27 protein-coding genes are annotated in these 25,202 nt (G+C 65.7%); 7 read left to right on the top strand and 20 right to left on the bottom strand.

Going from position 1 to position 25,202, the window contains the following annotated elements; translation table 11 throughout:
• Positions 1–19 precede the first annotated feature (19 nt).
• The 5 genes from ACTPOI_RS06205 to ACTPOI_RS06185 all read left to right on the top strand — a co-directional run bounded on the left by ACTPOI_RS06205 (position 20) and on the right by ACTPOI_RS06185 (position 6,652).
• On the top strand, positions 20–1,390 hold the full coding sequence (locus ACTPOI_RS06205) for a PelD GGDEF domain-containing protein (RefSeq protein ID WP_440107444.1): 1,371 nt from the start codon (positions 20–22) through the stop codon (positions 1,388–1,390).
• Positions 1,383–2,399 carry a hypothetical protein gene (locus tag ACTPOI_RS06200; RefSeq protein WP_440107442.1) on the top strand — a complete coding sequence of 339 codons (1,017 nt, stop codon included), beginning with the start codon at positions 1,383–1,385 and terminating at the stop codon, positions 2,397–2,399. The genes ACTPOI_RS06205 and ACTPOI_RS06200 overlap by 8 nt, the downstream gene beginning before the upstream one ends.
• Complete coding sequence (pelF, locus tag ACTPOI_RS06195) at positions 2,396–3,955, top strand: GT4 family glycosyltransferase PelF (protein WP_440107439.1); 1,560 nt, start codon at positions 2,396–2,398, stop codon at positions 3,953–3,955. The genes ACTPOI_RS06200 and pelF overlap by 4 nt, the downstream gene beginning before the upstream one ends.
• A gap of 1 nt (position 3,956) precedes the next feature.
• Positions 3,957–5,330, top strand: coding sequence for an exopolysaccharide Pel transporter PelG (gene pelG / locus ACTPOI_RS06190; RefSeq protein WP_440107437.1), 1,374 nt, complete (start codon positions 3,957–3,959; stop codon positions 5,328–5,330).
• Between the two features lie 149 nt (positions 5,331–5,479).
• A complete protein-coding gene (locus tag ACTPOI_RS06185) occupies positions 5,480–6,652 on the top strand; it encodes a spherulation-specific family 4 protein (RefSeq protein WP_440107435.1) in 1,173 nt (390 codons plus the stop codon).
• A 129-nt stretch (positions 6,653–6,781) separates the two neighbouring features.
• Here ACTPOI_RS06185 and hisA read toward each other — a convergent pair whose 3' ends face one another.
• From hisA to ACTPOI_RS06150, 7 genes are all read right to left on the bottom strand, one after another.
• Positions 6,782–7,528 (bottom strand): 1-(5-phosphoribosyl)-5-[(5-phosphoribosylamino)methylideneamino]imidazole-4-carboxamide isomerase, encoded by a 747-nt coding sequence (hisA, locus tag ACTPOI_RS06180; RefSeq protein ID WP_440107433.1) that lies wholly within the window; start codon positions 7,526–7,528, stop codon positions 6,782–6,784.
• 65 nt (positions 7,529–7,593) lie between these two features.
• Positions 7,594–8,271 carry an imidazole glycerol phosphate synthase subunit HisH gene (gene hisH, locus ACTPOI_RS06175; protein WP_440107431.1) on the bottom strand — a complete coding sequence of 226 codons (678 nt, stop codon included), beginning with the start codon at positions 8,269–8,271 and terminating at the stop codon, positions 7,594–7,596.
• Between the two features lie 53 nt (positions 8,272–8,324).
• Positions 8,325–8,963: an imidazoleglycerol-phosphate dehydratase HisB gene (hisB, locus tag ACTPOI_RS06170; protein WP_300461090.1), complete on the bottom strand. Its 639-nt coding sequence runs from the start codon at positions 8,961–8,963 to the stop codon at positions 8,325–8,327.
• Complete coding sequence (locus tag ACTPOI_RS06165) at positions 8,960–10,087, bottom strand: pyridoxal phosphate-dependent aminotransferase (RefSeq protein WP_440107429.1); 1,128 nt, start codon at positions 10,085–10,087, stop codon at positions 8,960–8,962. Before ACTPOI_RS06165 ends, hisB begins: the two co-directional genes overlap by 4 nt.
• A complete protein-coding gene (locus ACTPOI_RS06160) occupies positions 10,087–10,539 on the bottom strand; it encodes a PIN domain-containing protein (RefSeq protein ID WP_440107427.1) in 453 nt (150 codons plus the stop codon). Before ACTPOI_RS06160 ends, ACTPOI_RS06165 begins: the two co-directional genes overlap by 1 nt.
• Before the next feature lie 14 nt (positions 10,540–10,553).
• Positions 10,554–10,778, bottom strand: coding sequence for a CopG family transcriptional regulator (locus ACTPOI_RS06155; protein ID WP_440107425.1), 225 nt, complete (start codon positions 10,776–10,778; stop codon positions 10,554–10,556).
• A 62-nt stretch (positions 10,779–10,840) separates the two neighbouring features.
• The gene (locus ACTPOI_RS06150; protein WP_440107423.1) at positions 10,841–12,289 is read right to left on the bottom strand and encodes a PLP-dependent aminotransferase family protein; all 1,449 of its coding nucleotides are present in this window, start codon (positions 12,287–12,289) and stop codon (positions 10,841–10,843) included.
• Between the two features lie 152 nt (positions 12,290–12,441).
• On the opposite strand from ACTPOI_RS06150, the gene ACTPOI_RS06145 reads away from it, so the two are divergent.
• Positions 12,442–12,816 carry a DUF2917 domain-containing protein gene (locus tag ACTPOI_RS06145; RefSeq protein WP_440107421.1) on the top strand — a complete coding sequence of 125 codons (375 nt, stop codon included), beginning with the start codon at positions 12,442–12,444 and terminating at the stop codon, positions 12,814–12,816.
• 130 nt (positions 12,817–12,946) lie between these two features.
• Positions 12,947–13,813 carry a DUF2243 domain-containing protein gene (locus tag ACTPOI_RS06140; RefSeq protein ID WP_440107419.1) on the top strand — a complete coding sequence of 289 codons (867 nt, stop codon included), beginning with the start codon at positions 12,947–12,949 and terminating at the stop codon, positions 13,811–13,813.
• Positions 13,814–13,873: 60 nt separating this feature from the next.
• Here ACTPOI_RS06140 and hisD read toward each other — a convergent pair whose 3' ends face one another.
• From hisD to ACTPOI_RS06075, 13 genes are all read right to left on the bottom strand, one after another.
• Entirely contained in the window at positions 13,874–15,247 is a 1,374-nt protein-coding gene (gene hisD / locus ACTPOI_RS06135; protein WP_440107417.1) for a histidinol dehydrogenase, read from the bottom strand.
• A 21-nt stretch (positions 15,248–15,268) separates the two neighbouring features.
• Positions 15,269–15,916 carry an ATP phosphoribosyltransferase gene (gene hisG / locus ACTPOI_RS06130; RefSeq protein ID WP_291517660.1) on the bottom strand — a complete coding sequence of 216 codons (648 nt, stop codon included), beginning with the start codon at positions 15,914–15,916 and terminating at the stop codon, positions 15,269–15,271.
• Between the two features lie 2 nt (positions 15,917–15,918).
• Complete coding sequence (gene murA / locus ACTPOI_RS06125) at positions 15,919–17,193, bottom strand: UDP-N-acetylglucosamine 1-carboxyvinyltransferase (RefSeq protein WP_440107415.1); 1,275 nt, start codon at positions 17,191–17,193, stop codon at positions 15,919–15,921.
• A gap of 92 nt (positions 17,194–17,285) precedes the next feature.
• Positions 17,286–17,528 carry a BolA family protein gene (locus tag ACTPOI_RS06120; RefSeq protein WP_440107413.1) on the bottom strand — a complete coding sequence of 81 codons (243 nt, stop codon included), beginning with the start codon at positions 17,526–17,528 and terminating at the stop codon, positions 17,286–17,288.
• 1 nt (position 17,529) lies between these two features.
• Entirely contained in the window at positions 17,530–18,285 is a 756-nt protein-coding gene (locus ACTPOI_RS06115) for an ABC transporter permease (protein WP_440107411.1), read from the bottom strand.
• Positions 18,282–19,220: an ABC transporter ATP-binding protein gene (locus ACTPOI_RS06110; RefSeq protein ID WP_440107409.1), complete on the bottom strand. Its 939-nt coding sequence runs from the start codon at positions 19,218–19,220 to the stop codon at positions 18,282–18,284. The genes ACTPOI_RS06115 and ACTPOI_RS06110 overlap by 4 nt, the downstream gene beginning before the upstream one ends.
• Before the next feature lie 74 nt (positions 19,221–19,294).
• A complete protein-coding gene (locus ACTPOI_RS06105; protein ID WP_440107407.1) occupies positions 19,295–19,567 on the bottom strand; it encodes an STAS domain-containing protein in 273 nt (90 codons plus the stop codon).
• Positions 19,568–19,580: 13 nt separating this feature from the next.
• A complete protein-coding gene (locus ACTPOI_RS06100) occupies positions 19,581–20,228 on the bottom strand; it encodes an MlaC/ttg2D family ABC transporter substrate-binding protein (protein WP_440107405.1) in 648 nt (215 codons plus the stop codon).
• A 177-nt stretch (positions 20,229–20,405) separates the two neighbouring features.
• Positions 20,406–21,230, bottom strand: coding sequence for an MlaA family lipoprotein (locus tag ACTPOI_RS06095; RefSeq protein ID WP_440107403.1), 825 nt, complete (start codon positions 21,228–21,230; stop codon positions 20,406–20,408).
• A complete protein-coding gene (gene mlaD, locus ACTPOI_RS06090; protein ID WP_440107401.1) occupies positions 21,227–21,718 on the bottom strand; it encodes an outer membrane lipid asymmetry maintenance protein MlaD in 492 nt (163 codons plus the stop codon). Before mlaD ends, ACTPOI_RS06095 begins: the two co-directional genes overlap by 4 nt.
• Positions 21,719–21,752: 34 nt before the next feature.
• Entirely contained in the window at positions 21,753–22,535 is a 783-nt protein-coding gene (gene mlaE, locus ACTPOI_RS06085) for a lipid asymmetry maintenance ABC transporter permease subunit MlaE (RefSeq protein ID WP_440107399.1), read from the bottom strand.
• Positions 22,532–23,350 (bottom strand): ABC transporter ATP-binding protein, encoded by an 819-nt coding sequence (locus tag ACTPOI_RS06080; RefSeq protein WP_440107397.1) that lies wholly within the window; start codon positions 23,348–23,350, stop codon positions 22,532–22,534. The genes mlaE and ACTPOI_RS06080 overlap by 4 nt, the downstream gene beginning before the upstream one ends.
• A 348-nt stretch (positions 23,351–23,698) precedes the next feature.
• Positions 23,699–25,177, bottom strand: a complete 1,479-nt coding sequence (locus ACTPOI_RS06075) for a glutamate synthase subunit beta (RefSeq protein ID WP_440107395.1) — start codon at positions 25,175–25,177, stop codon at positions 23,699–23,701.
• Positions 25,178–25,202: the final 25 nt, after the last annotated feature.

The raw sequence follows: 25,202 nt of genomic DNA, 5'->3' as shown, positions 1-25,202 counted from the left end.
CCCGCCCCACATGACCCGCATGTCGTCTGAAACGCCCGCTAAACCGCCTGTCGATCCCGGCGTGGCCGAAGATCCTGGCGCGAACGGGTTCACCGGCTCGCCGCTGGGCAAGCTCACTGCGGTGGGCGACCGCCCCGTCACCGTACTGCTGGAGACAGCGCTGGTGCCCGTGGTCACGGTCGGGCTCGGGTATCTCTTCAGCCCGCAGGACCCGCTGGGAGTGGCTGCCGACTACCACTGGTCATGGCTTGCGCCCATCATCGTGGCGCTCCGCTACGGCCCGCTGGCGGGCCTGGGTGCCGCGGGGGTTTTGCTGGCCGCGTGGTTTGCGCTCAACCTGGGCCACCTCGACCAGTTCCCGCAGGTCTTCTTTCTGGGCGGGCTCATCACGGTGATGCTGGTGGGCGAGTTTTCCAGCCTCTGGCGCGCCCGCACGCGCCGCGCCGAAGTCGTACAGCACTACCTGGACCAGCGGCTGGAGCATCTGATCCGCCAGTACTACCTGCTGCGGCTTTCACACGACCGGCTCGAACAGGAGCTCATCGGCAGACCGATGTCGATGCGCGACGCGCTCAAGACCCTGCATGGCCTGGGCGCCGAGCCGCAGGATGCGCAGGTCCTGCTGCGCCTGCTCGCACAGTACTGCCAGATCAGCTGCGCAGCGCTGCACCCGGTGCGCGATGACGAAGTCGACCCGCAGCCCCTGGCCATGCTGGGCACCCCTGCCGGTTTCCAGCGCGCCGACCCGCTCGCCGTGCAGGCCCTTGAAACACGCATGCTCTGCCATGTGGTGCAGACCACGGTACGCCAGGAGAGAAGCCAGTACCTGGTGGCGGCGCCCCTGCTGGACATTGGCGGTGAGACCTACGCGGTGCTGCTGGTGGAAGACATGCCCTTCTTTTCGCTGCAGGAAGAAGGCCTGCAGACGATGAACCTGCTGCTGGGCTACTACACCGACGGGCTGTCCACCCACGCACTGGCCGCCCCCTTGGTGGCGGAGTTCGCGCAATGCCCGCCCGAGTTCGCCTTTGAACTGGAGCGGCTGACCCGCATGGAGAAATCCACCGGGGTGCCAAGCATCGTCGTTGCGCTGGAATTCAACCAGGCTGCCATCGCACGCGACCTGCCGCAACAAATGCTCCGCCTGAAACGCCTGATGGACGAGATCTGGCTGATCAATGGGACCAACCGCAGCGTGTTGGCGGTGCTGATGCCGCTGGGCGAGGCATCGACGGCGGAAGGTTTCATTGCGCGCCTTGAAGGCTGGATGACCGCCAAGGAAGGGATGTCGCTCACCCAGGCGGGTGTGTACCCGTACCAGTTTCCGTTGATCCAGTTCGACCAGCCCCGCGTGCTGCTGAACCGGTTGCACCAGCTGGCCCATGCTTAACTCCAAACTGGGCCTGTGGGCCATCGTGATGGAACTGAGTGCCTGGGCAGGTCCCACGCTGCTCGATGGCAATTCGGAAGGTGCGCTGGCAAGCTACCTGGTGGCCCACGCCGTGGCCAGCGTGCTGCTGGCGCTGTTCACGCTGCCCGTGCTTGCCGCCGAGCAGACGCGGCCCCGACTGCCCATGATTGGTCTGATGGCGGTGTGCAGCTTTGTCGTGCCTGTGGTCGGCTTCATGGGCGTGCTGATCGGAACGCTGGTGCTGCGGTTCTATCGCGCCTCCCACCACGAGGACGATTTCAAGTCGCTGCAGCTGCCAGAGTTCGACCTCCACCAGCGAATGCAGAGTGGATTCAGGCAAACGGGGCTTCGCGCCGTGCTGGGCAACAGCGAGGTGCCCACCCGCTCGCGCATGCGGGCCATGGTGGCACTTCAGCACATTTCGGGACGCATTTCGTCGCCCCTGCTGCGCAACGTGCTCAACGACGCCAGCGAGGATTTGCGGCTGCTGGCCTACGGCATGCTGGACAGCCTGGAGCGCAACATCAGCCGCGCGATCGACAAAGAACTCGACACCCTGCAAAAGGCGCGGGAAGTCGAGGGGCAGGACACGCTGGGCCCGGTAGGCATACAGGCGGCCGAAAAGCTGTCGGCCCTTTACTGGGAGCTCGTCTACCAGAACCTCGCCCAGGGGGATATGCGCGACCACGCCATCCGCGAGTCGCTGCGCTATTGCGAGATGGTGCTGGCCCAGCACCCCCGCATGGCCCAGCACACGATGCGCCGTGGCGTGCTCCTGCATGCCTGTGGCCGCCTCCCCGAGGCCGCCGAGGCCTACGCACTGGCGCAGCAGCAGGGGCTGCCTGCCACCCGGGTGTTGCCCTACCTGGCCGAGCTGAGCTTCGAGCAGCGCGATTTCGACAAGACGCGGCAGCTGATGCAGCAGCTTGACGAATGGAGCGCGCTGCCCAAGCTGCGGCCCGTCATCGACTACTGGAACGCGCGATGAGCCAGCATCCCAAAGCCGAGCAGGCTGACATTGCACTGCTGCTGGAGGGCACGTTCCCCTACGTCAGTGGCGGCGTCTCCAGCTGGATCAACCAGATCATCCGGGCGTTTCCCGAATACACGTACGCCATCATCTTCCTGGGCAGCCAGAGGAGCGACTATCCCAAGTTCAAATATGAACTGCCGGCCAACGTCGTCCATTTCGAGCAGCATTTCCTCTACGACCATCTGTCGGCCAACGACCTGCCGCGCGCACGCGAAGGCGATCCGGCCACGTTCCGCATACTGCGCGACATCATCGAGACCATGCGCCAGGGCAGTGCCGATACGGCTTCCGCACTGGAGATGCTGCGCGCAGTGACGCACGAAATGCGCCCGGGCGGCAAATTCCCGCTCGATGATTTCCTGTACAGCGAGCAGTCCTGGGAGCTCATCTGCGACACTTACCGCAGCTACTGCACCGACCCCTCGTTCGTGGACTATTTCTGGACCGTGCGCATCATGTTCCAGCCCCTGTGGACGCTGGCGCGCGTGGCGCACAGCATGCCTGCCGTGCGCGTGCTGCACAGTGCCTCCACGGGTTATGCGGGCTATCTGGGTGCGCTGCTGCATGACGCGCGCGGCGTGCCACTGGTGCTGTCGGAACACGGCATCTACACCAAGGAACGCCAGATCGACCTGCTCAAGAGCGAATGGATTCGCGACAACCGCAACATCTTCCAGCGGGACCCCACCGAGCTGTCGTACTTCCGGCAGATGTGGATTCGGCTGTTTGAATGGCTGGGCCGGTATTGCTACGCCGCGGCCGACCCCATCATTGCCCTGTACGAAACCAACCGCCTTCGCCAGGTGCACGATGGCGCGGATCCGGTGCGCACCTTCAACATTCCCAACGGCATCCAGCTGTCGCGCTTTTCGCCCATGCGCGCCAAGCGGCCTGCGCAAGTGCCGCCCGTGCTGTGCCTGATCGGCCGCGTGGTGCCCATCAAGGACGTCAAGACCTTCATCCGGGCGATGCGCCGCGTGGTCAACCAGGTGCCCGACGCTGAGGGCTGGATTGCCGGTCCCACCGACGAAGACCAGGCCTACGCGCAGGAATGCCAGAACCTGGTGCGCAGCCTGGGCCTGGAAGAGCACGTCAAGTTCCTGGGATTCCAGAAGGTGGAAGACCTCATGCCGCGCATCGGCCTGGTAGTGCTCTCGTCCATCAGCGAGGCACTGCCGCTGGTGATCCTGGAGGGCTATGCGGCGGGCGTGCCCACCATATCGACAGATGTCGGCTCGTGCCGGCAACTCATCGAAGGACTCAGCGAGGAAGACCGCGCCCTGGGGCCCAGCGGCAGCGTTGTCGGCATCGCCGACCCGCAGGCGCTGGCAGACGCTGCCATTGCGCTGCTGGCAGACGCCGAGGCCTGGCAGCGGGCCAGCACTGCCGCCATCGCCCGCGTGGAGCGTTACTACACGGATGCCATGATGTTTGAAAGCTACCGGCAGGTGTATCGCAAGGCGCTCAAGGGCAGCGCGAGCGAGACGGTGACGGACGTGGAGACCCACTGACATGGCAGGCATTGGCTTCGAGCTGCGGCGCATGTTGCGCAAGAACACGCTGTCAGGCTTGCTTCAGGCCTATGCGTACGCGGGCGTCATCGGCTCGGGGCCCTGGGTGTTCTCGATCATCGGCATCCTGCTTGTCGGCATCTTCAGTGCCAGCGTGGTGGTGCCCAATTTTCTGGTCACGCAGTTCCAGACATCGGTCACCTACCTCGTGGCGGGCAGCCTGATCCTGACCGGGCTCGTGCAACTGGCGTTCACACGCTTTGTATCCGACCGGCTGTTCGAGAAGCAGCGGCAACTCATCCTGCCCAATCTGCACGGGCTGTTGCTCATCGTGATGGTGACTTCTTCCGTGCTGGGAACGATTGCGCTTTTTACCGTGTTCCCGGGCGAGCGGTTGCTCTACCGCATGCTCATGCTGGCAGGTTTCGGCATCATGTGCGCGGTGTGGATCCTCGCGATATTGCTGTCTGGCATGAAGCGCTACCGCGCCATCACCATCCTGTTCGGCGGGGCCTACGCGCTGATTGTTGTGGCTGCGCTGCTGATGCGGCCGTGGGGCCTGGAGGGCCTGCTGGGCGGCTTTGTGCTGGGCAACTTCGTGCTGATGACCGGCATGTGGATCCTGGTGGTGCGCGAGTTCAGCCCGCAGGGGCCGCTCATCGCGTTCGACTTTGCGCGCCAGGACTGGCTGTACCCGTCTCTCATGCTCATCGGTTTTTTGTACAACCTGGGCATCTGGGCAGACAAGTTCATGTTCTGGTATTTCCCGCCCACATCAGATGCCATCATTGGCGGTCTGCGTGCGTCGCTCATCTACGACTTGCCGGTGTTCCTGTCGTACCTGTCGATCATTCCCGGCATGGCGGTTTTTCTGGTCCGCATCGAGACGGACTTCGTCGAGTATTACGACAAGTTCTACGACGCCGTGCGCAGCGGCGGGTCGCTGGAATACATCGAAGCCATGCGCGACGAAATGGTGTATTCGATCCAGCAGGGCCTGAGCGAGATTGCAAAGATCCAGACACTGGCGGTACTGGTTACCTTCGTGGCCGGGCCAGCGGTGCTGGAGGCACTCGGCATCTCCGAGCTGTACCTGCCGCTACTGCATGTGCAGGTCATCGGAGCCGGCCTGCAGGTGGGCCTGATGGCGATCCTCAACGTCTTTTTCTACCTGGACCACCGGCGCATCGTGCTGGTGCTGTGCGCTGAGATGGTGCTGCTCAACATCGCCCTTACGGCGCTCACGCAGTACCTGGGCGCTGCGTTTTACGGCTATGGCTTTGCGGTGTCGATGCTGATCACGCTGTGTACAGGCCTGGTGCTGCTCACCCGCCAGCTCAACCGGCTGGAGTACGAGACCTTCATGCTGCAGTGAACGGGATGCTCGGCACCAGCCACTGCCGCAGACCCGCACAATGGCGCCGCAGCCAGGTGCACAAAAGTACGCCCTTCCAATGCATGAGGGGGCCCGGTTCTGGCAAACTGGCCTTGCACTTCCCTACTTGCCACACAGGCCCGCAGACCATGTTTTCCAACTGCCCCCCGCGCCTTCGCTTTCTTGCAACCGCTTGCGCAGCCGCCGCGCTGGCTGCCTGTGGGGGTGGTGGCGGGTCGGACAGCCCCGCCACCACCGTCCAGGTGTCTGTAGCGGCACAGGCCAGCAGCAGCGGCGTGTATGACACGCGCACGCCGATTACCGTCCAGGCCCAGGTGCAGGTCAACGGCAGTACAGCGCCCGACGGTACCGTGGTCAGCCTGGCCTTGCAGGGCGGCAGCTTCACGCCCGTGGCGCCCGCCACGCGCGCGGGTGCCGTCGTCAGCACGCTCACGGCGGCCAGCCCGGGCGTGCAGACGCTGCAGGCCAGCGCCACGGTCAACGGCGTGACGGCCAGCAGCAGCCAGACGCTGATCCTGCGGCCCGCGCCTGCCGCGCTGGAAATCCTCGTTCCTGCGTATTTTCTGCCCTCCACGAACAACGGATGGAGCCAGATGGCAGCCACAGCTGCCAGCAACCCGGGCGTGCGCATCACTGCCATCCTGAACCCTTCGAATGGCGTGTTCACCACCGCCAATGCGTCGCTGCTGCAGGCGGCGCGCGAGCTGGTCACCGCGGGCGGTTCCGTGGTGGGTTATGTGTACACCCGGTACGGCACAGGCGCCCGGCCGATGAGCGAGATCAAGACCAACATTGACCGATACCTTGATCTGTACGGACGCGGGGTGATCAGCGGCATCTTCCTGGACGAAATGGCTGCGGACGCGCGCCAGATCGAGTTCTACCGGGAGATCTACAGCTACATCAAGGCCAAGGACGCATCCCTGCGGGTGTTGGGAAACCCGGGCCTGATACCGGCACAGGCCTACAGTGCCGTGGCCGACCAGCTGGTGACCTTTGAGGGCACCGCCAGCCAATACCAGAACTACGACCCGCGCACCAACGCAACCTGGCTCTACAGCCGGGCCAATACGCAGCTGGCCTCGCTAGTGCACAACGCGGACACCTGCACGGCAATGCAGGCGATGGTTCGGTCGGCTGCATCCGGCCGGTACAACGCTGGTGCCGTCTACAGCACCCACCTGCCCTACGATGCTGTCACCGGTGTCGGCAACCCGTGGGCCAGCCTGCCCACCTACTGGACGTCGCTGGTGAGCACCGTGCGCGCCGTCAATGCTGGCACTGCCTTGCCCGCCTGTTGATCAGACGCGCCGTCGCTGGGATGCCCGGCGCACGGCCATGATAGTTCACCGCATGATGGAAAGGGGCGGCACCCGACGGATGCCCCTTGAGGAGCCAGCGCGTGCTGAACGCGCTGCTCCCAGCATCGCTCAGGCCTCGCCGGCCAGTTCGTCGGCCCGGGCCTGCGCTGCGGCAAAGTCCAGATCACCGCTGTAGATGGCGCGGCCGCAGATCACACCTTCAACACCTTCGCCTTCGACCGCGCACAGTTGCTCGATGTCGGCCATGTTCGACAGGCCGCCCGAGGCGATCACGGGGATGCTGAGCGCCTGCGCCAGCTTCACGGTGGCATCGATGTTGATACCCGAGAGCATGCCGTCGCGGCCGATGTCGGTGTAGATGATGGATTCGACGCCCCAGTCCTCGAACTTCTTGGCGAGGTCCACCACCTCGTGGCCGGTGAGCTTGCTCCAGCCGTCGGTAGCAACCTTGCCGTCCTTGGCGTCGAGCCCCACGATGATGTGACCGCCGAAGGCGCTGCAGGCGTCTTTCAGGAACCCGGGGTTCTTGACCGCCGCAGTGCCGATGATCACGTAGCGCAGGCCACCGTCGATGTACTTCTCGATGGTGTCCAGGTCGCGAATGCCGCCACCGAGCTGCACCGGGATCTCTTCGCCCACTTCTTTCAGGATGGATTTGATGGCGCTGTAGTTCTTGGGCACGCCCGCAAAGGCGCCGTTCAGGTCCACCAGGTGCAGGCGGCGCGCACCCGCATCCACCCACTTGCGCGCCATGGCCGCCGGGTCTTCACCGAAGGTGGTGGATTGGTCCATATCGCCTTGTTTGAGGCGAACGCAGTGGCCGTCCTTGAGGTCGATGGCGGGAATGAGCAGCATGGTGGTGAAGTTCGGGAGGAAAGGGCGAGGCAGGGCTCGGCCCGAACGGGGTTGGGAAAACGGTCTCAGGGATTCCAGTGCAGAAAGTTGCGGTACAGGGCCAGGCCATGCTCCGCGCTTTTCTCCGGGTGAAACTGGGTGGCGAAAATATTATCGCGTGCAACCGCCGCGGCGAACAGGCCGCCGTAGTCGGTTTCGCCCGCGCAGTGTGCCGGGTTCTGCGGCAGCGCATAAAAGCTGTGAACGAAATAGTAGTAGCTGTTGTCTGGCACACCGTCCCACACCGGGTGCACCTGGCCGCCGTGGGGCACCTGGCGCACCTGGTTCCAGCCCATCTGGGGCACCTTGAAGCGGCTGCCATCGGGCTGCGTGCGGCCTGCCAGGTCAAACTTGCGCACCTCGCCGTGGATGAGCCCCAGCCCCGGCGTGCCGCCATTGGCACCTTCGGCGCTGTGGTCCAGCAGCATCTGCATGCCCACGCACACGCCAAACAGCGGCTTGCTGGCAGCGGCTTCCAGCACCGATACCTTCAGGCCCGACTCGTGCAGTTCGCGCATGCAGTCAGGCATGGCGCCCTGCCCTGGCAGCACGATGCGTTCGGCAGCGCGCACGTCTTCGGGGCGCGAGGTGACGACGACCGACCAGCCCGTGCCAGCTGCGGCGGCCTGCACGGCCTGCGACACCGAGCGCAGATTGCCCATGCCGTAGTCCACGACCGCAACGGTTTTTGCTTCCAATTTCATAGCTACCAGTGCTTATAAATCAAGCACTATCGCCTGATTTGACTCAAAAACACTCACAAGGAGCCCTTGGTGGAGGGGATGACGCCCGCCGAGCGCGGGTCGCGCTCCAGCGCGGCGCGCAGGGTGCGGCCAAACGCCTTGAAGATCGTCTCGCACTGGTGGTGGGCGTTCACGCCCTTGAGGTTGTCGATGTGCAGCGTGACGCCTGCATGGTTCACGAAACCCTGGAAGAACTCGTACACCAGTTGCGTATCGAGCTGGCCGATGCTGCCGGACGTGAACTTCACATCCATGTGCAGACCGGGCCGGCCCGAGAAATCGACCACCACGCGCGAGAGCGCTTCATCGAGCGGCACATAGGCGTGGCCGTAGCGGCGGATGCCCTTCTTGTCGCCCACGGCGCGCGCAAAAGCCTGGCCCAGGGTGATGCCCACGTCTTCCACGGTGTGGTGGCCGTCGATGTGCAGGTCGCCCTCGCAATCAATGTCGAGGTCGATCAGGCCGTGGCGGGCGATCTGGTCGAGCATGTGGTCAAAAAAGCCGATGCCGGTGGAGAGCTTGGCCTGGCCGGTGCCGTCGAGGTTGATGCGCGCGGTGATGCGCGTCTCGGCGGTGTTGCGGCTGACCTCGGCAATGCGGTCGGCCATCGGGTCAGCCGATGGAGCGGAAGGTACGAGAGCGGAGGAAGTCATAGGGAGGCCTCAAGGGCGGCCAGCATCTGGGCGTTGTCGTCGGCACTGCCGACCGTCAGGCGCAGGCAGTTGGCCAGCAGTGGGTGCATTGTAGAAACGTTCTTGACCAGCACCTTGCGGTTTTTCATGCCCTCATAGGCACGAGCGGAATCGGCCACACGCACCAGCACCATGTTGGCTTCGCTGTCCCAGCATTTTTCGATGCCGGGCATGCGACGCAGCGCGGCAATCAGGTCGGCACGCGCCGTGCGCAACTCGGCCGCCTGCGCGGCGAACACGTCGGCATGCTCCAGCGCAAACAGCGCGGCTTCGCAGTTGAGCACGCTCACGTTGTAGGGCGGGCGCACCTTGTCGAGCTCGGCCGTGAAGGCCGTGGGGCCGATGAGGTAGCCCAGCCGCACGCCCGCCAGGCCGAACTTGCTGAGCGTGCGCATGAGCAGCACATGCGCGTTGCGGGCGGGTTCGGCGCGCATGCGGTCGATCCAGGTGCGGCTGGCAAAGGGCTGGTAGGCCTCGTCCATCACAACGATGCCGCCTTGCGCGCCCGCGGCATCGATCACGCGCTGCACGGCGCCCTCGTCCCAGAGCGTGGCCGTGGGGTTGTTGGGGTAGGCGATGTAGGTGATGGCCGGGCGGTGCTGTGCGATGGCGGCCAGCATGGCCGGCTCGTCCAGTTCGAAGTCGGGCGTGAGCGGCACACCCACAAAGTCCAGCCCCTGCAGCTGGGCCGACAGCGGGTACATCACAAAGCCCGGCATGGGCGAGAGCATGGTGGCACGCTGGCCCGTGCCGGGCTGTGCGCAGGCCAGCGCAAGCAGGGTGATGAGCTCGTCCGAGCCATTACCCAGCACGATGCCATAGCCCTCCGGCATGCCGGCATAGCGGGCCAGCGCCGCCTTCAGGTCGGCCACGCGGGCGCCGGGGTAGCGGTTGAGCTCCAGCGTGCCCAGGCGCTGTCCCAGGGCCGCCTGCAGATGCGCAGGCAGGCGAAACGGGTTCTCCATTGCATCCATCTTGAGCATGCCGGCAGAGGGCTGCACCACATACGAGTGCATCGCACGCACATCGGCACGGATGCGTTCGAGGGCGTTCAGGGGCGACGATGCGGGCGTGGCGGAGTTCATCATTCGGCGGTATCCAGTTCGGTGGGGGCAACGAGAAACGGGTTGATGGGACGCACGGCGTCCAGGGGCACGTCGTGCGGCAGGGCTTCGGTCAGCAGGTAGCGGCAGCCCTGCTGGTGGGCGGACGAGAGGATGAGCGCATCCCAGTAGCCCAGGCGGTAGCGATCCTGCAGGTCCCAGGCGCCGTCCACGGTGTAGGAATCGAGGTGCGGCGGCAGCCACACGCGCAGGCGCCGCACCTGTGCGCGCACCTGCTGCAGCACGTGCGGGCCATCAAAGCGCTGGATGGCCTGGTTGTACAGCTCGTTGAGCACCTGCGAGCTGATGCGGCCGCTGCGCGTCTGCCAGCAAAAGCTGATCCATTCGCGCGCCTGCGCCTGGCGCCCGGCGTCGCGGTCGTCCACGCTGGCCAGCAGGATTTCGGTGTCGACAAAGATCGGGACGGTGCTCATGCGTGTGGTTCCGATCAACGCAGGACAAGGGTTTCGCGCGGCACGTAGGGCCCGCTGGAGGCACCCCAGCTTTCAAAACCCAGCGCCTCGCGCATGGCCTGTGCGTAAGCGTCCTCCTGGCGCATCTTTTCGGCCAGCCATTCACCCAGCAGGCGCGACACGCTGCTGCCGCGCCGCGCGGCCTCGACCCGTACCCATTCGGCAACGGTGTCGTCCATGGTCACGGTGACGTTCTTCATGGGCTGAATAGTACACGAACTTCGTGGACCACGAACTTCGTGGAAAATCAACCACTGTACTTTCAGGCCGCCTGTTGCGTCAGGCGCAACATCTGGCTGGCCAGCCGCCCCACCGTTTTCAGGGCGTCCAGGTGCGCAGGCGTCCAGTCGCCGCCCACGCCAATGCGCAGGCAGTTGCGAAACCGCCCGCTGGCGCTGAACACGGGGCCCGGAGCCACCAGGATCCGCTCGGCCAGGCAGGCGTCATGCAGTTGTACCGAGTCCAGCGCGCGGGGCAGTTCGACCCACAGCAGCAGGCCACCGGGCGGGTCGCTCACGCGCGTGCCTGGCGGGAAGTGCGTGGCTATCACCTGCCGCACCTCGTCGATGCGCGCCGCTACCGCGCCGCGCAGCTGGCGCATGGCTGCCGCGTGCCCGGCCTGGGTGATCAGGTCGGCCAGCGCCAGCTCCAGCACGGCCGACTGGCCGCCGGCCTGCAGGTCCTTGATGGCGCGCAGCCGGTCGGCCCAGCGCCCGGCCTCCAGCCACCCCAGGCGCAGGCCCGGCGCCAGCGTCTTCGAAAACGAATCGCACAGCATGACGTGGCCCGTGGTGTCGTAGGACTTCACGGTGCGGCGCATTTCCTCGACCTCCACCAGGTCGTTGTAGATCGCATCCTCGATGACTGCCATGCCATGGCGCGCCGCCATCTGTGCCAGGCGCTTGCGTTCGGCCTGCGGCATGCAGCTGCCCAGCGGATTGCTGAGCGTGGGCACCAGCATCACTGCCTTGACGGGCTGGGTTTCCAGCGCCAGCTGCAGGGCGTCGAGCGAGAGCCCCGTGCGCGGATGGGTGAGGATTTCCAGCGCCTTGAGGTGCAGGCCCTGCAGCACCTCCAGAAACGAAAAATGCGTGGGCGACTCCAGCGCCACCACATCGCCAGGCTGCGTCACAGCCCGCAGGCACAGCGAAATGCTGTCCATGCAGCCGCCGGTGATGACGATGTTGGCCGGGTCGAGCGTGCAGCCCAGCCCCAGCGCATACCGGGCCAGGGCCCGCCGCGCATCTTCATGCCCGGAGGACGACGGGTAGGTGCACAGCAGGTTGCGATGCCGTTGTGCCGCTCGCACTACGGCGCGCCGTACGCGGTCGGGGTTGAACAGCTCGGGGCCGGGCGTGCCGCTGCTGAACGAGACGATGTCGGCCGGCTGGTCGCGCCCCAGGATGCGCTGGCCCAGCCAGTCCACCGACACCTCGCGCGGGCGGCGCAGCGGGCGCGGCGTGGTCGGCTCGGGCAGGTGCACCAGCCGGGCCGCCACAAAGAAGCCCGAGCGCGGGCGAGCCGCCACCAGCCGGGCATCTTCCAGCCAGTGGTAGGCCTGCACCACGGTGGTTTGCGCCACGCCATGCTGGCGCGCCATCTCGCGCACCGAGGGCAGCCTTTCGCCACGCGCCAGCGTGCCGTTGCGGATCAGTTGCGCCAGCTGTTGCGCAATCTGCAGGTACAGGGGAGAGGCATCGTCGAGGGCCATGGCTGCATTCTGTGCGCGCTGAGGCACACCGGGGCAGTACAGAGTAGCGCGCACACGGCCAGTACAGATGCAGCTGGTGCGACATCTGTACTGGCCCACAAGGCGCGCCGCTGTCCGTGGCGCAGGGCGCCCATGCCGCGCACAGTGAAGGCATGAACACCACCGCCCTGCCCACCCCCTTCGCCGCCAGCCCGCTGGCGCTCCGCAACACCGCACCCCTGCCCCCACCGGGCGCCGCACTGCCCGGCTGTAGCCCCGAACCTCTGGCCGCGCAGTGGAAGCGCCAGCCCCTGCCCCCGCTGCAGGCCGTGCAGTCGCTGGAGTTCGGCGCGGGCGAGATCGCCCTGCTGGAGTTAGAGCAAGGCCGCGTGTGGGTGACCTGCGATGGCTTGCTGGAAGACTACTTTCTGGAGGCTGGACAACGCCTGTCGTTCACGGGGCCGGTGCGCCTGCGCGTGAGTGCCGAGGGGCAGCGCCCTGCCACGCTGGCCTGGGCGCGGCAGGCGGCGCAGCGCCGGGGGGGCTGACGCATACGGCGGTGCGCGGGAGGAGGCCGCACAGGCGCCTTTTCTTACACGCGGCCCCGGTGCTGTCGGGCGCCGGGCACCTGATGTGATGCCGAGCATGCGCGCAAGTCTTCAACCCAGGAGCCCGTCCATGGCACCCGCAGGCCTGTATCCGTCCTCCACCCGGCCGCTGCGCAGCACCGGCTTCCTGCTCGGCTTTGCGCTGGGCGGGTTCTTCGACGGCATCCTGCTGCACCAGATCCTGCAGTGGCACCACCTGCTGTCCAACGTGGATGCCGTGCGCGACATGCGCTGGCAGGTGATGGCCGACGGGCTTTTTCATGCGCTGATGTATGCGATTGCGGCCGTGGCGCTGGTGCGGCTGTGGCGGCAGCGCGCGGCCTTTGCGCAGCCCAGCGCGGACCGCGTGCTGTGGGCGCTCGCGCTGGTTGGTTTTGGCAGCTGGCACATGGTGGACGGCATCTTGTCGCACTGGGTGCTGGGAATTCACCGCATCCGGGTCGACTCGCCCCAGCCCCTGCTGTGGGACCTGATCTGGTTCGTGGGCTTTGGCGTGGTGCCTGCGCTGGCCGGGTGGCGCGCGCTACGCAAGGGCGGCGGGGGCACGCCTGGTGGGCTGCACGCTGTGGACGGGCCGGGCGCCCCAGCAGCGGCCGGCAGCACGCGCGGCCGCACCGCTGCGGGAACGCTGGCGGTGCTGGCTGTACTGGCAGGCCCCATCGCAGCCCTTCCGGCGGGGCCCGGCGATCAGGTGACGGTACTGTTTGCCCCCGGTGTCGCCCCGGGCCAGGCCTTCAATGCGCTGGCGCGGCTGGATGCGCGGGTGCTGTGGGTGGACGAGGCCGGCGGCCTGTGGGCGGTGGCCATGGACAACCCGCAGGACGCCTGGGCGCTTTACCGCAGCGGCGCCATGCTGGTGAGCCGCTCGTCGGTGGCGCTGGGCTGCTTTTCGTGGTTCAAGGCCGCGGAGACACCGGCGGCGGCGCCTCGCACCTGAGGGGGTGCCGTGCCTCGCGGGCGAACGTCAGTCGCCCCAGCCAGACCGGCGCCTGAGCGATCAACCCTGCTTGCGCAGGCGCATCTCCGCCGCCTGTGCATGGGCCTGCAAGCCCTCGCCATAGGCCAGCTCGGCGGCAATCTTGCCCAGCACCTGGGCGCCGGCTTCGCTCACCTCGATGATGCTGCTGCGCTTTTGAAAGTCGTACACACCCAACGGCGACGAGAACCGCGCGGTGCCGCTGGTGGGCAGTACGTGGTTGGGGCCCGCGCAGTAGTCGCCCAGGCTCTCCGACGTGAAGGCGCCGAGGAAGATAGCACCGGCATGGCGCAGCAGGGGCTCCCAGCGGTGCGGGTCGGTGCTGCTCACCTCCAGGTGCTCGGGAGCAATGCGGTTGCTGATGGCGCAGGCTTCTTCCATGTCCCGGGTCAGGATCAGCGCGCCGCGGCCGGTGAGGCTCTTGGCAATGATCTCGGCGCGGGGCATGGTCGGCAGCAGGCGGTCAATCTCGCGCTGTACGGCGTCGATGTAGGCGGCATCCGGGCACAACAAAATGCTCTGGGCCAGCTCGTCATGTTCGGCCTGGCTGAAGAGGTCCATGGCCACCCAGTCGGGCGGCGTGGTGCCGTCGGCCAGCACCAGGATTTCGCTGGGGCCGGCAATCATGTCGATGCCCACCGTGCCGAACACGCGCTTCTTGGCGCTGGCCACGTAGGCATTGCCGGGGCCGGTGATCTTGTCGACCTTGGGCACCGTCGCTGTGCCGTAGGCCAGCGCCGCCACGGCCTGCGCACCGCCGATGGTGAAGGCGCGGGTCACACCGGCCACGTAGGCCGCGGCGAGCACCAGTTCGTTGCGCTCACCCTTGGTGGAAGTGCCCTCGCCCGTGCCGCCAGTAGCCACGCTGCCACGCACTGGCGTGGGCACGACCATGATGATTTCCTGCACACCCGCCACATGGGCCGGGATGGCGTTCATCAGCAGGCTGGACGGGTAGGCCGCCTTGCCGCCGGGCACGTAAATGCCCACACGGTCCAGCGGCGTGACCTTCTGGCCCAACAGGGTGCCGTCTTCATCGCGGTAGCTCCAGCTTTCGCCGGAGGCCTTTTTTTGTGCCTCGTGGTAGCTGCGCACGCGCTGGGCAGCGGCCTGCAGCGCATCGCGCTGTGCCTCTGGAATGGCGTCGAACGCGGCCTTGAAGTCGGCCTGGGTCAGCTCCAGCGCGGCCATGTCGGGGGCGGTCAGCCCGTCAAAGCGGGCGGTGTACTCCAACACGGCTGCATCGCCGCGCTTTTGCACGTCGGCCAGGATGTCAGCCACGCGGTGTTCGATGGCGGCGTCCGTATCGGCAGACCAGTGCAGGCGGGCTGCAAAGTCAGCCTCAAAAGTGGCCGCAGCGGTGGACAGACGGGCGGGAGCAGCTACCAGAGTCATGGTGTGGCGGGCAGGAAGGGTTCAGGTCTTGTCGGCCGGGATGGCCGACGCAAAGGCGTCGATGATGCGGCGCAGTGGCTCGCGCTTGAGCTTGAGCGCAGCCTGGTTGACCACCAGCACCGAGCTGATGTCCATGATGCGCTCCACTTCGACGAGGTGATTGGCCTTGAGGGTGTTGCCGGTAGACACCAGGTCGACGATGGCATCGGCCAAGCCGGTCAGCGGGGCCAGTTCCATGCTGCCGTAAAGCTTGACCATGTCCACGTGCACGCCCTTGGTGGCGAAGAAGTCGCGGGCAATGGCGGTGTACTTGGTGGCGACTTTCAGGCGCGAGCCCTGCTTGACGGCACGCTCGTAGTCAAAGTCGCTGCGCACGGCCACGCTCACGCGGCACTTGGCAATGCGCAGGTCCAGCGGCTGGTACAGGCCCTGGCCGCCATGCTCGATGAGCGTGTCCTTGCCGGTCACGCCGATGTCGGCGCCGCCGTATTCCACGTAGGTGGGCACATCGGTGGCGCGCACCAGCACCACCCGCACGTTGGGCTGGTTGGTGGGCAAGATAAGCTTGCGCGATTTTTCGGGGTCTTCCAGCACCTCGATGCCGGCGGCGGCCAAGAGCGGCAGGGTTTCGTCGAAGATGCGGCCCTTGGAAAGCGCCAGGGTGATCATGCTCATGCTTTTACTCGCTCGATGTCCGCGCCAATGCCGCGCAGCTTGGCTTCCATGCAGTCGTAGCCGCGGTCCAGGTGGTAGATGCGGTCTACCACGGTTTCGCCATCGGCCACCAGCCCTGCGATGACCAGGCTGGCCGAGGCGCGCAGGTCGGTGGCCATCACGGTGGCGCCCGACAGGCGCTGCACCCCTTCAATCACGGCCACCTTGCCATCGGTCTGGATGCGGGCGCCCAGGCGCACCAGTTCGTTGACGTGCATGAAGCGGTTTTCAAAGATGGTCTCGGTCACCGTGGCAGTGCCCTGCGCAATGCAGTTGAGGGCCATGAACTGCGCCTGCATATCGGTCGGAAAGCCCGGGTATTCGGTGGTGCGAAAGCCCTGCGCCTTCAGCGTGCCGCCGCCCTGGCTCTGCACGCGGATTCCGCCGTCGACCGCCTGCACCGTCACGCCGGCTTCGCGCAGCTTGTCGATCACGGCATCCAGGTGGTCGGCACGGCCGTGGCGCAGCACCACATCGCCGCCTGCTGCCGCCACCGCGCACAAGAAGGTGCCCGCCTCGATACGATCTGCGACCACCCGGTGCGTGCAGCCGTGCAGTTTTTCGACGCCCTGGATGCGGATGCGGCTGGTGCCATGGCCTTCGATCTTGGCACCCATGGCGATCAGCATCTCGGCCAGGTCGGAAATCTCGGGTTCTTGCGCCGCGTTTTCCAGCACCGTCTCGCCCTCGGCCAGCGCAGCGGCCATCAAAAAGTTCTCGGTGCCCGTCACGGTCACCATGTCGGTGGTGATGCGCGCGCCCTTCAGGCGCGAGCGGCCTGCGGGCAGCTTGGCGATCATGTAGCCGTGCTCGACCACGATCTCGGCGCCCATGGCGGCCATGCCCTTGATGTGCTGGTCCACGGGGCGCGAGCCGATGGCGCAGCCGCCTGGCAGCGACACCGTGGCCTCGCCGAAGCGGGCCAGCAGCGGGCCCAGTGCCAGCACCGAGGCGCGCATGGTCTTGACCAGCTCGTACGGGGCCTCGGGCGTGCTGAGCGCGCTGGCGTCGATGCGGACGGTGCCGTCCTGCGCGCGCTCGGCCGTCACGCCCATGTTGCGGATCAGCTTGAGCATGGTGCTCACGTCCTGCAGCTGTGGCACGTTCAGCAGGGTCACGGGCTCGGCCGTCAGCAGTGCGGCGCACAACTCCGGCAACGCGGCGTTCTTGGCGCCCGATACCAGCACCTCGCCTTGCAGGCTGCGCCCGCCACGAATCAGGAGTTTGTCCATCTCAAAAAGCCAGAATATGAATGAAAATGCCGCCTGGCGCTTGATCTACATGCACTGACAGCTATTAAAACAATAGCAATAACCACTACAGGCTACCGCGCCTGCGCGGCCCACTCGGCCGGGGTGAAGGTCTTCATCGACAAGGCGTGCACCTCGTCGGTATGCATCTTGGCACCCAGCGTGGCGTACACGCGCTGGTGGCGCTGGATGGCGCGCTTGCCCTCGAACTCGGCAGAGACGATGGTGGCATACCAGTGGCGGCCGTCGCCTTCCAGCGTGATGTGTTCGCAGGCCAGGCCGGCGGCAATGATGTCTTTGAGTTCGTGTGCGGTCATGTCAATTCCGAATCTTGTAGCCGGTGCGCAAAAGGTGGATGGCGAGCGCGCTCACGCCCAGCCAGGCCGTGCCCACGATGGCCAGGCTGAGCCACGGCGAGGTGTCGCTCTGGCCAAAAAAGCCGTAGCGAAAGCCGTCGATCATGTAGAAAAACGGGTTGAGGTGGCTCACCGTCTGCCAGAAAGGCGGCAGCGACTGGATGGAATAGAACACGCCCGACAGGAACGTCATCGGCACGACCACGAAGTTCTGAAACGCAGCCAGCTGGTCGAACTTGTCGGCCCACAGCCCGGCGATCAGGCCCAGCGTGGCCAGCAGCCCCGCGCCTAGCACGGCAAACACCACGATCCACAGCGGCGCGGCAAACTCGGGCCGCGCAAAAGCCATGGTGACGACAAACACCCCTAGCCCTACCACCAGCCCGCGCACGACCGAGGAGCCCACGTACGCCACAAACCACGCCCAGTGCGACAGCGGCGTGAGCAGCACAAACACCAGGCTGCCCATGATCTTGCTCTGGATGAGGCTCGACGAACTGTTGGCAAACGCGTTTTGCAGCACGCTCATCATCACCAGGCCCGGCACCAGAAACGCGGTGTAGCTGATGCGGTCGTAGACCTTGACGTGGTCTTCCAGCACGTGGCCGAAGATCAGCAGGTACAGCACCGCTGTGAGCACGGGCGCCGCTACGGTCTGGAAGCTCACCTTCCAGAAACGCAGGACTTCCTTGTAGAACAGGGTCTGCCAGCCAGTCATGCCTGCGCTCCTGCCATCGGAAGGTTCGACGCCGAGGTGCCAGACATCACCTGCAAAAACACATCTTCCAGGTCGGGCCGGCGGATTTCCATGTCGTGCACATCCACGCCGGCCACACGCAGGGCAGCCAGGTGGCTTTCGATTTCGGCCGCATCCCGGGCAGGCAGCTGCACGATGCGGCCGGTGACGCGCGCCACATCGGCCAGCACCGGGGGCAGCGCGGCATCGGTCTTGAACTGCAGGATGCTGCCCGAGGCGGCCTGCAGCAGTTCACTCGTGCGGTTGAGCGCCACGATGCGTCCGGCCTTGAGCATGGCGATGCGCCCGCACAGGGCCTCGGCTTCTTCGAGGTAATGCGTGGTGAGCAGCACGGTGTGGCCTTCCTTGTTCAGGCGCGCCACAAAGTGCCATAGGGTCTGGCGCAGTTCCACATCGACGCCCGCCGTAGGTTCATCCAGCACGATGATGGGCGGCTTGTGCACCAGCGCCTGCGCCACCAGCACGCGGCGCTTCATGCCGCCCGACAACTGGCGCATGTTGGCGTTGGCCTTGTCGGCCAGACCCAGGTTTTCCAGGAGCTCGTCGATCCAGGCGTCGTTGTTCTTCACACCGAAGTAGCCCGACTGGATGCGCAAGGCTTCGCGCACGTTGAAAAAAGGGTCGAACACGAGTTCTTGCGGCACCACGCCGAGCTTGCGGCGGGCATCGGCAAAGTGGGCCTGCACGTCGCTGCCCTGCACCAGCACCTTGCCGCTGGTGGCGCGTGCCAGCCCGGCCAGGATGCTGATCATGGTGGTCTTGCCCGCCCCGTTCGGCCCCAGGAGGCCGAAGAACTCGCCCTCCTGTATGTCCAGGTCCACCTGGTTGAGGGCCTGAAAGGGGCCCTTGGGCGTTGCAAAGGTTTTGGATACGGCTTGGAAGGAGACTGCGGGCATGAAGGATGGGATTTTACGGCCTTGCCCATCGCGGGGTGCGGGCAGGGTCGGGCAGCTGTCCCGCGCAGGCGGGCCTAAGCCGCAGGCGTGATCAGGATGCCCACACCGTAAAGTCCGGCCATACCGCGCAACGCGGTGGGCAGGCCCTGCACCGAAAACGACTTGCCGCTGGCCAGCGCCTCGCGCCGGCATTCCAGCAGCACAGCGAGCGCCGAGCTGTCAAAAGCTTTGAGCCCCGTCGCGTCCACCACCACCCTGGGATCGCGGTGGGCCCGCAGGCCCTGCAGCAGCATCGACAGGCAGGCCTTAGCCTGCCGGTGGGTGAGTTCAGACGGGAGCACCAGCATCGCGCGGTCCGCTTCAGCCCTTGGCAGCCGCGTTGGCCTTGTTGCGCGCGGCCAGCGTCTCGATCAGGCCGTCGACGCCCTTGGCGTTGATCTCCTGCGCAAACTGGCCCCGATAGGTCTCCACCAGCCACACGCCCAGCACATTCAGGTTGTAGATCTTCCAGCCCGCGCCTTCGCCGGGCGTCTTTTCCAGCCGGTAGTCGAGCTGGATGGGGTCGCCCCGCCCCAGAATCTCGGTGCGGACCAAGACGTCCTTGTCCTCCGGCGATGCACGCAGGGGCTTGACCTGGATGGTCTGGTCGCTGACCTGGTTGAGCGCGCCCGCGTAGGTGCGCACCAGCAGGATCTTGAATTCGTCCTGCAGTCGTTTTTGCTGCTCGGGCGTGGCCTGGCGCCAGCCCGGGCCCACGGCCGCTGCCGTCATGCGGCGAAAGTTCACGTTGGGCATGACCTTCTGGTCCACCAGCGCAATCACCTTGGGCAGATCGCCGGTCTTGATGGAGGGGTCGGACTTGATCGCCGTCAGGATCTCACCCGAGAGCCGCCGGATGAGGGCATCGGGCGCTTCGTCGTTTGCCAGCGCAGCAAAGGGCGTGGCCAAGGCAGCAGCGGCAAACAAACCCATGGCCATGTGGCCCAGTTTGCGTCGGTTCATCATCATTCGTCCTTTGGGTCCGGGGCACAGCCCCGTCGTCTTCAATTCATTGTGGGGGAAGGCCCCCGGTGGCATGCATCTGCCGCGTTGCGGTGTGCAAGCATGTGCAACAACGCGGCGCGGACACGCGGGGTAGCGCAATGGCGCCAGCGCACAGTGGCGCCATCACACACCGGGCGCGCATCAACGGACTGGCGGCGGCTCCTCGGGCAACACGCCGTCATTAGCACCACCGCGGTCTTCGCGGTCGGCGTTGCCGCCCTGGGGTTCGCCGGCCTGGCTGCGCACTTGCAGGAACACATCGCGCGTGAAGCTGTACTTGTCGAGCGCCGCACTGTCGAGCACCGAGCCCGCACGCAGCAAATTGGCCCGGACGTCCACCGCACGCAGCGCGTACAGCGAGTTGCGCGCCGATACCGGGTCCACGTAACTGGCGAAGTTGCCCTTTGCATCCAGTGGCAGTGCCAGGGTGTCACGCACGGTCGATGGCCCCAGCACCGGCAGCACCAGGTACGGCCCGGTGGCCACACCCCAGCGTCCCAGTGTCAGCCCAAAGTCCTGCCGGTAGCGCTCAATGCCCATCTCGCTGGCGATATCGAGCACGCCGCCCAGGCCAAGGAAGGTGTTGACATTGAAACGCATGAAGGACGACGCCGCGGCCTCGCCCCGCAGCTGCAGCGCGTTGTTCACGAACGACCACGCGTCGCCCAGGTTTGCAAAAAAGTTGCTCACGCCGGTGCGCACCGGGCTCGGCACCACGCCCTCGTAGGCAATGGCCACGGGTTTGAGCACCATCGCATCGACCTGTTCGTTGAAGCTGGTCATGCTGCGGTTGTACGACTCCAGCGGGTCGCGGGGATCGGGGTTGGCCACCGTCGCACATCCGCCAAGCAGGGCCAGCGACAGGACCGCCCCGGTCCAGGCACCCGCACGCGCGGCGGCCCATGCGTGCGCTGGCGCCAAAGCCCTGGACGGGGCCACGTTGTTATCGATGCTGCTGTTCTTCATTTCTTGTCGTTACCTGCCCCGGAGGGCTTCCCGCCGTCTTCGGCCTTGCTGTACAGAAATTGTCCGATCAGGTTTTCAAGCACCACGGCGGACTGTGTGGCGGTCACCATGTCGCCTTCGGCGAGGCTCTTCTCGTCGGCGCCGGCCTCAATGCCGATGTACTGCTCGCCCAGCAGTCCGCTGGTCAGGATCTTGAGCGAACTGTCCTTGGGGAACGCGTAGCGTTTTTCCAGCAACAGCGTCACCCGGGCCTGATAGGTCTTGTCATCAAAAGTGATCGACTCCACCCGCCCCACCACCACGCCCGAGCCGCGCACGGCCGCCTGCGGCTTGAGGCCACCAATGTTGTCAAACCGCGCCGTGACGCGGTACCCCGACTGGAAGTTCAGACTCAGCAGGTTGGCTGCCTGCAAAGCCAGAAACACCAGCGCGGCCGCTCCCAGCATCACGAACAGCCCCACCCACAGGTCGTTCTTCGAACGTTGCATTGTCATATTCCTTGCCGCTGGCCACTTGCCAGCATCAGATACTGAACATCAGGGCGGTCAGGACGAAGTCCAGCGCCAGTACGGCGAGCGAGGCCATCACCACGGTACGCGTGGTGGCGCGCGACACGCCTTCCGGCGTCGGCTTGGCCACGTAGCCCTGCAGCAGCGCCACAAACGTCACGGTAAAGCCGAACACCACGCTCTTGATCACGCCGTTGCCCAGATCTCGCCACACATCGACGCCACCCTGCATCTGACTCCAGAAGGCGCCCGGGTCGATCCCGATCATCAGCACGCCCACCACCCAGCCACCGATCACACCCACGGCGCTGAACACGGCGGCCAGAAGCGGCATGGTGATGACGCCGGCCCAGAAGCGCGGCGCAAGGATGCGGCGAACAGGGTCCACGGCCATCATCTCCATGGCGCTCAATTGCTCGCCCGCACGCATCAGCCCGATCTCGGCCGTGAGCGAGGTACCCGCACGGCCGGCAAACAGCAGTGCTGCCACCACGGGCCCCAGTTCGCGCACCAGTGACAGCGCCACCAGCAGACCCAGCGCCTCCGACGAACCATAGCGCTGCAGAGTGTAGTAGCCCTGCAGGCCCAGGACAAAGCCCACGAACAGGCCCGACACCGCGATGATGGCCAGGGAGTAGTTGCCCAGAAAATGGATTTGGTCGCGCAGCAGGCCCGGGCGCATGAACACGACGCCGCCCAGCCGCACCAGCTGCACGAAAAGGCGCGCGGCCATCCCGACGTTAGCCAGTTTCTGGCGTACAGCGAACCCTACATCGGCGGGGTGGTACCAGCTCATCGCGGCCCCATCCCGACGGGGCCGAAGTCCACCGCCACATCGTCGCCGGGGTAATGGAACGGCACCGGCCCCGTGGGCAGCGCGTTCACGAACTGGTGCACCAGCGGGTCGGTATTCGCGCGCACTTCGTCGGGGGTGCCCTGAGCAGCCACCACCCCGGGGCCCAGGATGATCACGTGGTCGGCCAGGCGAAATGTGGCTTCCAGGTCGTGCGACACCACGATGCTGGTCAGCCCCATGGCATCGTTGAGCTGCCGGATGAGCTGGGCTGCGGTGCCCAGCGATATAGGATCCAGCCCGGCAAACGGCTCGTCGTACATGACGAGTTCCGGGTCCAGCGCAATCGCCCGGGCCAGCGCCACGCGCCGCGCCATGCCGCCCGAGATCTGGCTGGGCATGAGGTCACGCGCGCCGCGCAGACCCACGGCATGCAGCTTCATCAGCACCACGTCGCGGATCAGGGCCTCGGACAGGTCGGTATGCTCGCGCAGCGGAAACGCCACGTTCTCGAAAACGCTCATGTCCGTGAACAGCGCGCCGAACTGGAACAGCATGCCCATGCGCCGCCGAGCGGCATAGAGGCCAAGGGCGTCCATCCTGCCCACGTCCTGGCCATCAAACAACACCTCACCACTCTGCGCACGCTGCTGCCCGCCGATCAGGCGTAGCACTGTCGTCTTGCCACCGCCCGATGCTCCCATGAGGGCCGTCACCTTGCCTCTGGGCACCGACAGGCTCACGTCGCGCAGGATCACACGGTCGTCATAGGCGAACGTGACATTGCGCAATTGAGCGAGGACGGGACAGCCGGACATGCAGGAGTGCAGGTTTCTTGGAATCAGTGGGCAGCAGGTCAGGACCAAGCATGGCCCAGCACTCTTGATCGTACCCCGCAGCACTTACATACATTCATGAATGTCTGTAAAAGCCGCGATCACGATTGGGGTTTGCTCGCTTGCAAAAAGAACAGACAGAGCTTTTCAAGCGCCCGATTGTGCCAACAAAGGCGCTGACGCGGGAAACCACTGGTTGCAGCCTTCGGCAAACGCTGGCTTATCGGGCGGCTCAAGGGCTCTTTGGCAGCCGTTTGGATGACGCCAGCCCGTCCGGACGCACCCATGAAAAACGGCGCCCGGAGGCGCCGCTCTTGAGACTACACCGGATCAGCGTGGCAGGTCCGAGTACCCCATGAGGAACTCGTCCACGGCGCGGGCGGCCTGGCGGCCTTCGCGGATGGCCCACACCACCAGCGACTGGCCACGGCGGATGTCGCCGGCAGCGAACACCTTGGGCACGTTGGTGGCGTAGCCGCCATCAAAGTCCGTGGTGGCGCGTGCGTTGCCGCGGGCGTCCTTGTCGACGCCGAACGCATCCAGCACGGGCGCCACGGGGCTCACGAAACCCATGGCCAGCAGCACCAGGTCGGCCTTGAGCACCTGCTCCGAGCCAGCCACTTCCACCATCTTGCCGTCCTTGAACTCGACGCGCACGGTCTTCAGACCCGTGACCTTGCCCTTTTCGCCCAGGAATTCCTTGGTCGAAATGGCGAATTCGCGCTCGCAGCCTTCTTCGTGGCTGGAGCTGGTGCGCAGCTTGATGGGCCAGTAAGGCCAGGTCAACGGGCGGTTTTCTTCTTCGGGTGGCTGGGGCATCAGCTCAAACTGGGTCACGCTGGCAGCGCCGTGGCGGTTGCTGGTGCCCACGCAGTCGCTGCCGGTGTCGCCGCCACCGATCACGATGACGTGCTTGCCGTCGGCACGCAGCTGGCCCTTGAGCTTGTCGCCCGCGTTGACCTTGTTTTGCTGCGGCAGGAACTCCATCGCGAAGTGGACGCCATCAAGATCGCGGCCGGGCACTGGCAGGTCGCGCGACTGCTCGGCGCCGCCGGTCAGCAGCACCGCGTCGAATTCCTTGTTGAGTTGCTCGGGCGTCACGGTTTCCTTGGCCCAGTTGGTCACCTTGGATTCCTTGCCCAGGCCGTCCTTGGCCGCGCCAACAAACACGCCCGTGCGAAATGTGACGCCTTCGGCCTCCATCTGCTTAACGCGGCGGTCGATGTGCGTCTTTTCCATCTTGAAGTCGGGAATGCCGTAGCGCAGCAGGCCGCCCACGCGGTCATTCTTTTCGAACAGCGTGACGGCGTGCCCGGCGCGGGCCAGCTGCTGTGCAGCGGCCATGCCGGCCGGGCCGGAGCCGACCACAGCGACCTTCTTGCCCGTCTTGTGCTTGGGCACGCGGGGCTGCACCCAGCCTTCGGCCCAGGCGCGGTCGATGATCGCGTGCTCGATCGACTTGATGCCCACCGGGTCGTCGTTCACGTTGAGCACGCAAGCCGCCTCGCACGGTGCGGGGCAGATGCGGCCGGTGAACTCGGGGAAGTTGTTGGTCGAATCCAACACGGCCCAGGCGCTCTTCCAGTCCTGCTGGAAAACCAGGTCGTTGAAGTCCGGAATGATGTTGTTGACCGGGCAGCCGCTGTTGCAAAACGGCGTGCCGCAGTCCATGCAACGCGCACCCTGAACCTTGGCCTGCGCGTCATCGAGGCCGATGACGAATTCCTTGTAGTGCTTCAGGCGCTCGGGGACGGGCTTGTAGCCCTCTTCGATGCGCTCGTATTCCATGAAGCCGGTGGTCTTTCCCATGACGGTGTCCTTGTATCTCTATGAA

It is taken from the genome of Acidovorax sp. BL-A-41-H1 (genome assembly GCF_051942715.1).
The sequence above is the reverse complement of the archived record's forward strand: the minus strand, read 5'-3'. Positions and strand labels throughout refer to the sequence as shown.

Coding starts and splice junctions, on each gene's coding strand:
- pelG (WP_440107437.1), top strand. CDS start 3,957: ATGGCAGGCATTGGCTTCGAGCTGCGGCGCATGTTGCGCAAGAACACG.
- ACTPOI_RS06145 (WP_440107421.1), top strand. CDS start 12,442: ATGAACACCACCGCCCTGCCCACCCCCTTCGCCGCCAGCCCGCTGGCG.
- pelF (WP_440107439.1), top strand. CDS start 2,396: ATGAGCCAGCATCCCAAAGCCGAGCAGGCTGACATTGCACTGCTGCTG.
- murA (WP_440107415.1), bottom strand. CDS start 17,193: ATGGACAAACTCCTGATTCGTGGCGGGCGCAGCCTGCAAGGCGAGGTG.
- mlaE (WP_440107399.1), bottom strand. CDS start 22,535: ATGAGCTGGTACCACCCCGCCGATGTAGGGTTCGCTGTACGCCAGAAA.
- ACTPOI_RS06150 (WP_440107423.1), bottom strand. CDS start 12,289: ATGGCCCTCGACGATGCCTCTCCCCTGTACCTGCAGATTGCGCAACAG.
- ACTPOI_RS06160 (WP_440107427.1), bottom strand. CDS start 10,539: ATGAGCACCGTCCCGATCTTTGTCGACACCGAAATCCTGCTGGCCAGC.
- ACTPOI_RS06140 (WP_440107419.1), top strand. CDS start 12,947: ATGGCACCCGCAGGCCTGTATCCGTCCTCCACCCGGCCGCTGCGCAGC.
- hisG (WP_291517660.1), bottom strand. CDS start 15,916: ATGATCACCCTGGCGCTTTCCAAGGGCCGCATCTTCGACGAAACCCTG.
- ACTPOI_RS06100 (WP_440107405.1), bottom strand. CDS start 20,228: ATGATGATGAACCGACGCAAACTGGGCCACATGGCCATGGGTTTGTTT.
- ACTPOI_RS06165 (WP_440107429.1), bottom strand. CDS start 10,087: ATGAACTCCGCCACGCCCGCATCGTCGCCCCTGAACGCCCTCGAACGC.
- hisD (WP_440107417.1), bottom strand. CDS start 15,247: ATGACTCTGGTAGCTGCTCCCGCCCGTCTGTCCACCGCTGCGGCCACT.
- hisH (WP_440107431.1), bottom strand. CDS start 8,271: ATGAAATTGGAAGCAAAAACCGTTGCGGTCGTGGACTACGGCATGGGC.
- mlaD (WP_440107401.1), bottom strand. CDS start 21,718: ATGCAACGTTCGAAGAACGACCTGTGGGTGGGGCTGTTCGTGATGCTG.
- ACTPOI_RS06075 (WP_440107395.1), bottom strand. CDS start 25,177: ATGGGAAAGACCACCGGCTTCATGGAATACGAGCGCATCGAAGAGGGC.
- ACTPOI_RS06105 (WP_440107407.1), bottom strand. CDS start 19,567: ATGCTGGTGCTCCCGTCTGAACTCACCCACCGGCAGGCTAAGGCCTGC.
- ACTPOI_RS06120 (WP_440107413.1), bottom strand. CDS start 17,528: ATGACCGCACACGAACTCAAAGACATCATTGCCGCCGGCCTGGCCTGC.
- hisA (WP_440107433.1), bottom strand. CDS start 7,528: ATGCTGCTCATTCCCGCCATCGACCTCAAGGACGGCCACTGCGTTCGC.
- ACTPOI_RS06095 (WP_440107403.1), bottom strand. CDS start 21,230: ATGAAGAACAGCAGCATCGATAACAACGTGGCCCCGTCCAGGGCTTTG.
- ACTPOI_RS06205 (WP_440107444.1), top strand. CDS start 20: ATGTCGTCTGAAACGCCCGCTAAACCGCCTGTCGATCCCGGCGTGGCC.
- ACTPOI_RS06200 (WP_440107442.1), top strand. CDS start 1,383: ATGCTTAACTCCAAACTGGGCCTGTGGGCCATCGTGATGGAACTGAGT.
- ACTPOI_RS06155 (WP_440107425.1), bottom strand. CDS start 10,778: ATGAAGAACGTCACCGTGACCATGGACGACACCGTTGCCGAATGGGTA.
- ACTPOI_RS06080 (WP_440107397.1), bottom strand. CDS start 23,350: ATGTCCGGCTGTCCCGTCCTCGCTCAATTGCGCAATGTCACGTTCGCC.
- hisB (WP_300461090.1), bottom strand. CDS start 8,963: ATGACTTCCTCCGCTCTCGTACCTTCCGCTCCATCGGCTGACCCGATG.
- ACTPOI_RS06115 (WP_440107411.1), bottom strand. CDS start 18,285: ATGACTGGCTGGCAGACCCTGTTCTACAAGGAAGTCCTGCGTTTCTGG.
- ACTPOI_RS06185 (WP_440107435.1), top strand. CDS start 5,480: ATGTTTTCCAACTGCCCCCCGCGCCTTCGCTTTCTTGCAACCGCTTGC.
- ACTPOI_RS06110 (WP_440107409.1), bottom strand. CDS start 19,220: ATGCCCGCAGTCTCCTTCCAAGCCGTATCCAAAACCTTTGCAACGCCC.